Raw genomic sequence first — 9,014 nt, 5'->3', positions numbered from 1 at the left:
ACTATATCCAGTTGGTGCATGTACCAAATATAAAGAGTACGATATATTACCAAAAAATATCAATATACGATTTGTGCAATTAAAATAAAAACAAAAAGCAAAAATTAGAGTACACATAACAGCACTAAGAAAGGAGCTTAAGTCTCTAAAAATATATACTGAGACCAAAATAGCAAAATAACAAACCAATAAAATACCGATCTTTATTTTATTTGTCACATACTTATAAAAAAGAATACCTATAAAAAAAAGCAAAAGCCAAGTAACAAACCAGCTCCCGCTACCAGTAAAAAACAACTTAGTATAGTTGACCAGCAGCAAAAGTAGTAGCAAATACTCTATCTTTAAAAATTTAAAATACCTAGAAAGAAGAAAAAAAACAAAAATAATAAAATAAAATCTAACCTCAACCAGTAAAGACCAATAGACATTATTCATATAGGGAGCATTTAAAAAATCTTTGATAAAAAAAATATTTGCAAATATATCACGCATACCGTAAACTGGATAGAAATTAAAAAAAAATGCTATGTTTTTTCCACGATCTATAGATGCGTAGATCAAATAGCCACTTAGATAAAAAAATAAAATTACTCCAGTATTTCCAAAAAAAGAGAAATTTAAAGATGTATTTCCTAGCATGGTAGTTGAATAATCATCAAAAACAACACTATTTGTTAAAAAATGAGCTGCCAAAACAAATAAGATCGCCATTCCTCTCATGGTATCAAATGATAAATTTCTATTCACCAACAATACTCACAAATTTATTTACAACGTCATTAATGTCGTATACATTACCATACTCTTGGCTAAGACCCCAATCACTACATAGATAATCAGCTATCTTATCAGTTTCGTTTAATTCAAAATAAGCAAGTCCATTTTCTTCAGCCACTCTTTTGCTTGCTCCATCTGGGGATATGACCATAATGGGTGTTTTAGAACCAATGTAATCTACAAGCTTTGATGGAAAAAATATGCTCTTATGCTCGCTTGGAGCATCTATCAAAACCAACAAATCAGCGCCAACCATCAACTCTAAACTTTTAAGGTAACATACGCTTCCTTTAAATGATATGTACTCCGATATGTCATATTTTTTTAATAAATTTGTTATAGATCTACCAAAACCATATATCTCAAAAATAAAATCTATATTCTTTCCGTCTTCTTTTAGCTTATACATTGCCTTATATAGCGGCTCTGGTGTTCTGGCACCATAAAAACCACCGATATATCGCACTATCTTTTTACTACCAGATACATTGTCTTTTCTTGGAAATAGACTAGGATCATTTGAATGCTCCAAAAGATAGAATTTGCTAGATAGATATGGGTATTTGCTAGTATAAAATTCTCGTGTCTCTATGGAAGTAAATATGATCTTATCGGCAGCATAAAAACATTCTTTTTCTAAAGCAACATTTTTTTGATTTATGCCTTTGCTGTAGCCATTATAAATATTATCAGTCCATGGATCAGACTGATGTGCCACCCACTTACATTTAAAATATTCTTTTAATTGCCTGCCAAGTATATTTGTGGACAGAGGAAAAGAAAATGTTAGTATTAGGTCAAAATCACCACTTTTAAATTTATAAGACAAGCTTTGATATGCTTTTTTATGCCATTTTTTATATTCATCTGGTGTCTTATAGATACTTGGAATGACTTTGCTAATAAAATATTTGACGTATTTATTTTTTACCACGTCATCTACGTATATGACCTCTTTTATTTTATCAAAAATATCTGGGTATAAACTATTATCTATCAAGGCGTTCTTTAAATTTGCAGTTACTACAGTTATTTCATATTGCTCTGATAACGAAAAATACCTCAGTAATCTTCCTATTTGTATGGCTTGCGGAGAATTAAATGGGGGCAAGAAATAAGATATAAAAAGTACTTTTTTCACAAAAGAGACTCAATGATTTCATAAATTTTATTAGATGTTTTTCCGTCACCGTAAGGATTTTTTAAATTTTTAAATTTGTTATATTCATCAACATTTTCTACAAGCTTACAAACCTCATCTGTGATCCCAGTGGTGCCAACAAGCCTCACAGTTCCGGCCTCTACAGCCTCTGGTCTTTCTGTATTGTTACGCATAACTAAAACAGGCTTGCCAAAACTTGGCGCCTCCTCTTGTATGCCACCGCTATCAGTCAAAATAATATATGCCTTTGACATGAGATATACGAAGCTTTCGTATTTAAGTGGCTCTATTAAATAAACATTTTTTATATCTGATAATATTTTTTTAGCTGGCTCGCATATATTTGGATTAAGATGCAACGGATAAACAAAATCCATATCACTACTATATTTAATAGCTAATTCTTTTATTGAATTGCATATATTCAAAAAATTATCACCAAAATTTTCTCTACGATGGCCAGTTATAAGAATAAATTTTCTTTCACTTGGCGTGTAATCTAAGCAAGGAGTTGTCTTTTTTAGCTTATCTAGTGTAAAAAATAGTGCGTCTATTACACTATTGCCTACTACAAAAACATTATCCTCATCTATATTTTCTCTTAATAAATTTTGCTTAGCCAGCAAAGTCGGTGCAAAATGATACTTTGCTATTTTGGACGTTAGCTGTCTGTTGACCTCTTCAGGAAATGGAGAATAAATATCATAAGTTCTAAGTCCAGCCTCTACATGAGCCACGTCTATCTTTTTATAAAATGACGCCAACGATGCAGCAAAAGAAGTAGTTGTATCACCATGAACAAATACTAAATTTGGCATAAATTCATCTAGTATACTTGATACTCCTAGTAAAATTTTTGATGTTAGCTCGTCTAGTATTTGATTTTGCCGCATAAGGTCTAGGTCATAGTCTGCTTTAACCCCAAAAAAGGACATTACATCGTCAAGCATTTTTCTATGTTGTGCAGTTATGCATATTTTTATATCAAATTTATTATATTTCTTAAAAAAAATATATATTGGTAAGATCTTAATGGCTTCTGGTCTAGTACCAATAATAAATAATATTTTTTTCATTTTTATAATTCTCTTACCACTATTTCTCTGAAGCTATCTATATCTTTTAAGAGTAAATTTTTATCAAAGTACATTACACCTCGAAATAGTGGCACCATTTTTGTACCCATACCCCTTTTAAAATGTGCTATATTTATCTGTTTTTCGTCTAAATAGTCTAAAAATCCATCCACTAAGTTATACCCTGCAGGCTGAGAGTACTCCATATGCTTAAAACCCATATCATGAAAATACTCAGTAGCTTTTTGCAAAATGGCGTGATATATAGGAATTTTCATATTTGTAAATTCTGGATCATCCGTACCGCTCATATATACAACAACTTCGCTCGTATGTAAAAAATAGCAAAGACCTATAAATTGGCCTTTGTATCTTAATCCTATAATAGTAGCATTGCCATTTTGTAGCATTTCATACTGCTTATCAAAGGTTGTTTTAGGTCTTGTTTCTCTGCCAGCAGCCTTTTTGTGAAGCTCTCTATATACCTCATGGATTTCGTAGCTTGGATTTTCTTTAGATACTACAACAAAGTCATATTCACTATTTTTAAAAATTGCATTTATGGATGACTTGTATCGTTTTCTTAGCCTTGACCACAAAGTGCTTTTTTCACCACAAAGATCAAGCACGCAGTTGCTGCCCGTAGCATCTATAAAGCCATATTTGATAAGATAGTTATATTTGTTAAAAAACTCCATAACCAAAGAGTCTAAATAAAACATTATCTTGCCAGCATTATAGTTTTTACTTATCTCAAAAATTTCTTTAAAAACTATGTCATAAACCCTATCGCTTATCGCAAGCGGAGCAACTGTAAAATATCCAGACAAAGATATAGAGACGACACCATTTGCTTGCTCAACTGGCAAAAAACAAATTCCAACACACTTGTTGCTCTCAACAACCACAAAGCTTTCATCACTAAGTATATCTTTGGAATAAAATTTCATATAGTCTAAGTATGAGCTTAAATATCTTGGGCTGTGAATATTTTCTAAGATATATTCCTGCCATCTAGCTTCAAAATTCTCACGATCCTCTTTATAGCGCACTATCATATGCTAAACCCATCATCAACTACGATATTTTGACCATTTACATACCTACTCATATCACTCAGCAGATAGACCAAGGTGCCTTTTAAGTCACTATTGTTTAACATGCCCTTGTTTAGGCACTGATCTTTATATTTTTTCAAAAACGGCTCTGGCTGGTTATCAAATATACCGCCAGGACTTAGAGCATTTACCTTTATATTCATCCCTTTAAAATACTTTGCCATATATTTAGTAAGGTGTATAAGGCCTGATTTTATGGCAGCATATTCAACTGGCATAGTCATTGTTGTGTTGTTATATATTTCAAATTTTGGAGCAACCACACCATAGATCGAGCATATATTTACGATATTTCCATATCCTTGCTCTTTAAAATATCTTGCAAACTGCTGAGATGCGGCAAAATAACCACCCAAATTTAGTCCCAAATTTTCTATAAAGTCACTATACTCAACATCAAAAAAGTGCCTTCCATAGTGTTTGTTTCGAGGGTATGCATTATTTACTAGTGCATCTATCCTTTTATACTTATTATGCAAATATTTTATACAAGCCTCTAAAGAGTCTTTAGAGGTGATGTCAAGCTTCACAAAGTCTATATTTTTTGAATTTAGCTCTTTAGATAGTGTCTCTTTTGCCTCTTGCCCTATTTTTTCATTTATATCAGCGATAATAGCTATGCCGTTGTTTTCAACAATGGCTTTTATAAATTCTTTACCAATAAGTCCAGCTCCACCAGTAACTACAACTACTTTATCTTTTAACACTGCTGTTCCTTATATAAATTTTACTTTTAGTTAAATTTTCTAAACACTGGCTTGATAGGGTTACCTACTAAATATTTTTCATAGCCCTCATCAACTGCTTTTTTGTAAACTTCAAAAGTTTTTTCTAGTGCATTTTTTGTCTTTTCAAGTTCATTTTCTCCATGGGCATATGAAAGTGCCACCCAAGGAATAAGCACACCATTTTTGATCATTTCTTGAGAAAAAAGAGTTCTTAGCCCTAAAGAATTTTGACCATTTTTATCAAAGGTCAAATAGTACGGGCTGCACTCGATCCCGCCTGCTACGAAATTTCTTTCGATTTCATATTTTTTTGCAAGCTCATTTATCATCGAGATTAGTTTTGTGCCATAGTTCCAAGTATACTCAACCACATTATGCTCTTTCATAAATTTCATAGCCGCAACAAAAGCACCTAAGCCACTCATCTCTGCACCATGTGTTGTTGATAGCAAAAAGACTCTCTCTCTGCCTTCAAATTCTATACTGCCAAGCTGCATTATCTCTCTTTTTCCAGCAATAGCCGCAACTGAAAATCCATTTGCCATTGCCTTTCCAAAAGTGCACAAGTCTGGCTTAATGTCGTAATAATATTGAGCCCCTTTTAAATGCCATCTAAAGCCAGTTATCATCTCATCAAGTATAAATACTGCTCCATTTTTATGGCACAGATCTCTTACTTTATGTAAAAAGTTATCTTTTGGATGCTCTGTTGCCGCTGGCTCTAAAATCACACAAGCTATTTGATTAGGAAATTCATCAAAAAGCTTCTCTAGGCTTTCAATGTTGTTGTAGCCAAACGTCTTTGTGCCTTCAGTATCCTTTTGCGGTATACCCTTGGTAAGTTGCGTAGAGCCAATAAACCAGTCATCATAGCTAAAAAATGGATGCTCTGCGCATCTTGCAACCAGCTCCCTTCCAGTGTATGCTCTACTAAGTTTGATAGCTGCTGTTGTTGCTGTTGAGCCATTTTTAGTAAATTTAACCATATCAACACTATCTATCATATCTATTAATAATTCAGCAGCCTCTAGCTCGATCATGCTAGGCTTAGTTAGATTGTTTCCAAATTCTATTTGCTCGATCGCGGCTTTGTTTATTTCTTCATTCGCGTAGCCTAAATTTACAGCCCTAAGCGCCATTCCATAGTCCAAAAATTCTCTACCATTTTCGTCATATACATATGCGCCTTTGCCTCTTTTTAAAATTTGTGGAGCATTGGCTGGATACTGATCAAACCCTCTGCTATAAGTATGCGCGCCACCTGGTATTGCTTTTAATAATCTATCTTGATAAGTCATTTTTTATAACCTTTATAATTCATTATTGCTTCAATCATTACAAAATCATCAATATCATCTATCTCTAGCGATTTGTATTTTGGAACTTCATAACCTATGGTATTGCTATGATAAAATGTTTTTTTATTAAGCAAAACATCTACCTTAGAGACATAGATCGTTCCTTCAAAGAAATAAACATCTTTTATCTCTTGTCTTCTTAGAACTCTCATGTCTTTATTTTCATATCCAGAAATTAAGCCGTTTTCATTTTTTGAGACTAAAAAAGCTGGATTCTGACTCTCTGTTTTGCAAATTCCAACAATCGAATCAGCTTTTGACTCTAGTAAAATTTCAATAGCCCTATCTATATCGCAAACTTCTCTCAAAGGTGATGTAGGCTCTAATAAAACGATATAGTCAAACTCTGTTTTTAATTCATTTTTATAATAATCTATAGTGTGTTTTATGGCATCAAAGGTTGTGGCGGTATCACTTGCCAAGTCGCTTGGTCTTAAAAAAGGGACATTTGCGCCATACTTTTTTGAAATTTCTGCAATTTTCTCATCGTCAGTGCTAACCATGACCTCATCTACATATTTACTTTTTAGTCCAGCCTCTATGCTCCACGCAACAAGTGGCTTTCCGCATAATTCTTTAATGTTTTTTCCAGGCAAACCCTTGCTGCCTCCTCTCGCCGGTACAATCGCTAAAAAACTATTATTTTTATACATTAAAAAACTTCTTTATATTCTTCATTTGCTCTTTGATATTCTTCCATACGTCCGATATCAAGCCAATACTCTCTGATCGGGAATGATATAACATTTTTACTTAATTTTATAAGCTTTTCAAATAGCGCAGGCATGTCGTAAAACTCATTTTTAGGGATCAGATCTAAAATTTCAGGTGAGAGCATATATATCCCAGCACTTACAAAAAATTTCTGCACTGGTTTTTCTGCGATAGCAGTTATTTTATTATCATTCATCTTTACCACGCCGTAAGGTACCTCATAGTCGTACTCTCTGACGCACATTGTGGCTGTGGCTTTATTTATCATGTGGTAGTTGAAAATGTGCTCGAAATTTACATTTGTAAGAAGATCACCATTCATAACAAAAAATGGCTCGCTTGGACGCTCTTTTAGTAAGCTTAACGCCCCTGCTGTGCCCATCCTTTTTTCCTCCACAACATAGTCGATATTTACGCCAAATTCTTTTCCGTCGCCAAAATAGTCTCTAATGATACTGGCATTAAAATTTACACACATTGTGATATTTACAAATCCATACTCTGCAAATCTCTCGACTATCGTCTGAAGGATCGGCTTGTTTCCAACCTTTAGCATCGGCTTTGGCGTATCTTGCGTGAGTGGTCTAAGTCTAGTGCCAAGGCCTCCTACCATTAGGATAACTCTATTTGTCTTGATCTTTGGCTCAACAAGCTCTTCTATCTCTTTTAAGTCTAAAACTATTCCATTATCATCTACTATTGGTATCTGGTGAAGTTTTTTAGATAATGCTATCTTTAAAATTTCCTCTTTTGTACTAGAAATTTTTGCAATAGCCGGCTCTTTAAAAACTATCGTCTCTATAGGACTATCAAGGTCCAGTCCTCTTAATATACCCCTTCTTATATCGCCATCTGTTAGTGTCCCAAGAAGCTTATCATTGTCATCAACAACTAAAGCTATCTGCATAGCTCCGCTATCTATAATCCCCAAAGCTTCCTTTATGGTAGCATTTTGTCTTAGCTTTATGTTTTCTATGTTTTTCATAAAATTTCCTTTAAAAGCATAAAACTTTCAGCATACTCACATCCACAAGTTGCCCCCCTTAAGGTGGCTAATGCTCTTAAATTTCTTTCACTTCTTGGAAATGGATGTTCCCCTATTTCACTTTTAAAAATTTTCATTATTTCTATTTTTTTATCAAGATAATTGCTTATATCCACAAATAAATTTGGCATAAAAGCATCCTCTTTAACACCTGGGGCAAATTCTGTTTCACTTAAAATTTCCATCATATATATCTTTTTGATAAATGGATATCTAAATGCCTTTGTGCAGCTATAGCTCGCTTCAAAAATTTTCCTATGGTCGCTATGCACGTCACTTTTAAATGGAAGGTATATGATGTTTGGCTTTACCTCACTTATTACCTTTGAGACTTTGCCTATAAGCTCGCTCATACTATACTCATCTACTCGCATTGTATTAAGTCCCAAACTAAAAACACCATCAAATTTATAAGCATCCGAAGCTTGTTTTATCTCATTTTCTCTAGTAGTATAATAATCGCTATTCTCATCCGTTTTTGTGCAAATAAGCCAGTAAATTTTATCTCCATCATGCTTATGCTTAAGTAGCGTCCCTCCACAGCCCAATGTCTCATCGTCTGGATGAACAGCCACCACAAGAATTTTGTTTTTCATATTAATATCCTAATTGTAATGGGTCTTCGATTTTTTCTATCATAGATTCAAATTTTAATGTTTTAATTATTTTATATGCCCTTATAGAGCTTTTTCCATCGCCATAAGAATTTTCTAAGTTTTTTAGCGTTTCTAAAAACTCTTTTGATAGTGCTTTATCCAGACTATCTCCAATGCTTTTGAAATTTGTATCACAGAAAATTACATTCTTATCAGCATACCTTCCAGTTTGCCTAAGGCCAACATTTATTGCTGGTATCTTTAAGCTAGCAGCTTCGCAAATTCCAGATGAAGAATTTCCAATAATAAGCTTTGAATGCTTATATATGGACATAAAAATATCTCGCTCTAAATTTTTATAAAAAATAAAATTAGGATTTCTACTATATCTATCTATGACTTTCAAAAGCTTTTGATTGCCTGGATCTACATTAGGA

10 protein-coding genes are annotated in these 9,014 nt (G+C 33.3%); all 10 read right to left on the bottom strand.

Going from position 1 to position 9,014, the window contains the following annotated elements:
* The coding region (locus F3H01_RS08950; RefSeq protein WP_149725547.1) for an acyltransferase family protein at window positions 1–750 on the bottom strand (750 nt) is incomplete at its 3' end.
* Window positions 743–1,921 carry a glycosyltransferase family protein gene (locus F3H01_RS08945; protein WP_149725546.1) on the bottom strand — a complete coding sequence of 393 codons (1,179 nt, stop codon included), beginning with the start codon at window positions 1,919–1,921 and terminating at the stop codon, window positions 743–745. The genes F3H01_RS08950 and F3H01_RS08945, both read right to left, overlap by 8 nt.
* Window positions 1,918–3,018, bottom strand: coding sequence for a non-hydrolyzing UDP-N-acetylglucosamine 2-epimerase (wecB, locus tag F3H01_RS08940; RefSeq protein ID WP_188116377.1), 1,101 nt, complete (start codon window positions 3,016–3,018; stop codon window positions 1,918–1,920). The genes F3H01_RS08945 and wecB overlap by 4 nt, the downstream gene beginning before the upstream one ends.
* A 2-nt stretch (window positions 3,019–3,020) precedes the next feature.
* On the bottom strand, window positions 3,021–4,076 hold the full coding sequence (locus F3H01_RS08935; RefSeq protein ID WP_149725544.1) for a GNAT family N-acetyltransferase: 1,056 nt from the start codon (window positions 4,074–4,076) through the stop codon (window positions 3,021–3,023).
* Window positions 4,073–4,843: an oxidoreductase gene (locus F3H01_RS08930; RefSeq protein WP_149725543.1), complete on the bottom strand. Its 771-nt coding sequence runs from the start codon at window positions 4,841–4,843 to the stop codon at window positions 4,073–4,075. Before F3H01_RS08930 ends, F3H01_RS08935 begins: the two co-directional genes overlap by 4 nt.
* A gap of 26 nt (window positions 4,844–4,869) precedes the next feature.
* Window positions 4,870–6,162: a glutamate-1-semialdehyde 2,1-aminomutase gene (locus F3H01_RS08925; RefSeq protein ID WP_149725542.1), complete on the bottom strand. Its 1,293-nt coding sequence runs from the start codon at window positions 6,160–6,162 to the stop codon at window positions 4,870–4,872.
* Window positions 6,159–6,875: an acylneuraminate cytidylyltransferase family protein gene (locus F3H01_RS08920; protein ID WP_149725541.1), complete on the bottom strand. Its 717-nt coding sequence runs from the start codon at window positions 6,873–6,875 to the stop codon at window positions 6,159–6,161. The genes F3H01_RS08925 and F3H01_RS08920 overlap by 4 nt, the downstream gene beginning before the upstream one ends.
* Window positions 6,875–7,921: a nucleotidyltransferase family protein gene (locus F3H01_RS08915; RefSeq protein WP_149725540.1), complete on the bottom strand. Its 1,047-nt coding sequence runs from the start codon at window positions 7,919–7,921 to the stop codon at window positions 6,875–6,877. Before F3H01_RS08915 ends, F3H01_RS08920 begins: the two co-directional genes overlap by 1 nt.
* Window positions 7,918–8,577, bottom strand: a complete 660-nt coding sequence (locus tag F3H01_RS08910) for a PIG-L deacetylase family protein (protein WP_149725539.1) — start codon at window positions 8,575–8,577, stop codon at window positions 7,918–7,920. The genes F3H01_RS08915 and F3H01_RS08910 overlap by 4 nt, the downstream gene beginning before the upstream one ends.
* Before the next feature lies 1 nt (window position 8,578).
* Window positions 8,579–9,014: UDP-N-acetylglucosamine 2-epimerase (locus tag F3H01_RS08905; RefSeq protein ID WP_188116376.1), on the bottom strand; the 436-nt coding region annotated here is incomplete at its 5' end.

The sequence above is a fragment of the Campylobacter concisus genome (assembly GCF_902460875.1).
GTDB classification, from domain to species: Bacteria; Campylobacterota; Campylobacteria; order Campylobacterales; family Campylobacteraceae; genus Campylobacter_A; species Campylobacter_A concisus_AA.
This window is presented reverse-complemented; position numbering and strand designations above follow the sequence as displayed.

What these genes read in the sequence shown, in the direction of transcription:
- wecB (WP_188116377.1), bottom strand. Translation starts at nt 3,018, where the DNA reads ATGAAAAAAATATTATTTATTATTGGTACTAGACCAGAAGCCATTAAG.
- F3H01_RS08935 (WP_149725544.1), bottom strand. Translation starts at nt 4,076, where the DNA reads ATGATAGTGCGCTATAAAGAGGATCGTGAGAATTTTGAAGCTAGATGG.
- F3H01_RS08925 (WP_149725542.1), bottom strand. Translation starts at nt 6,162, where the DNA reads ATGACTTATCAAGATAGATTATTAAAAGCAATACCAGGTGGCGCGCAT.
- F3H01_RS08920 (WP_149725541.1), bottom strand. Translation starts at nt 6,875, where the DNA reads ATGTATAAAAATAATAGTTTTTTAGCGATTGTACCGGCGAGAGGAGGC.
- F3H01_RS08915 (WP_149725540.1), bottom strand. Translation starts at nt 7,921, where the DNA reads ATGAAAAACATAGAAAACATAAAGCTAAGACAAAATGCTACCATAAAG.
- F3H01_RS08910 (WP_149725539.1), bottom strand. Translation starts at nt 8,577, where the DNA reads ATGAAAAACAAAATTCTTGTGGTGGCTGTTCATCCAGACGATGAGACA.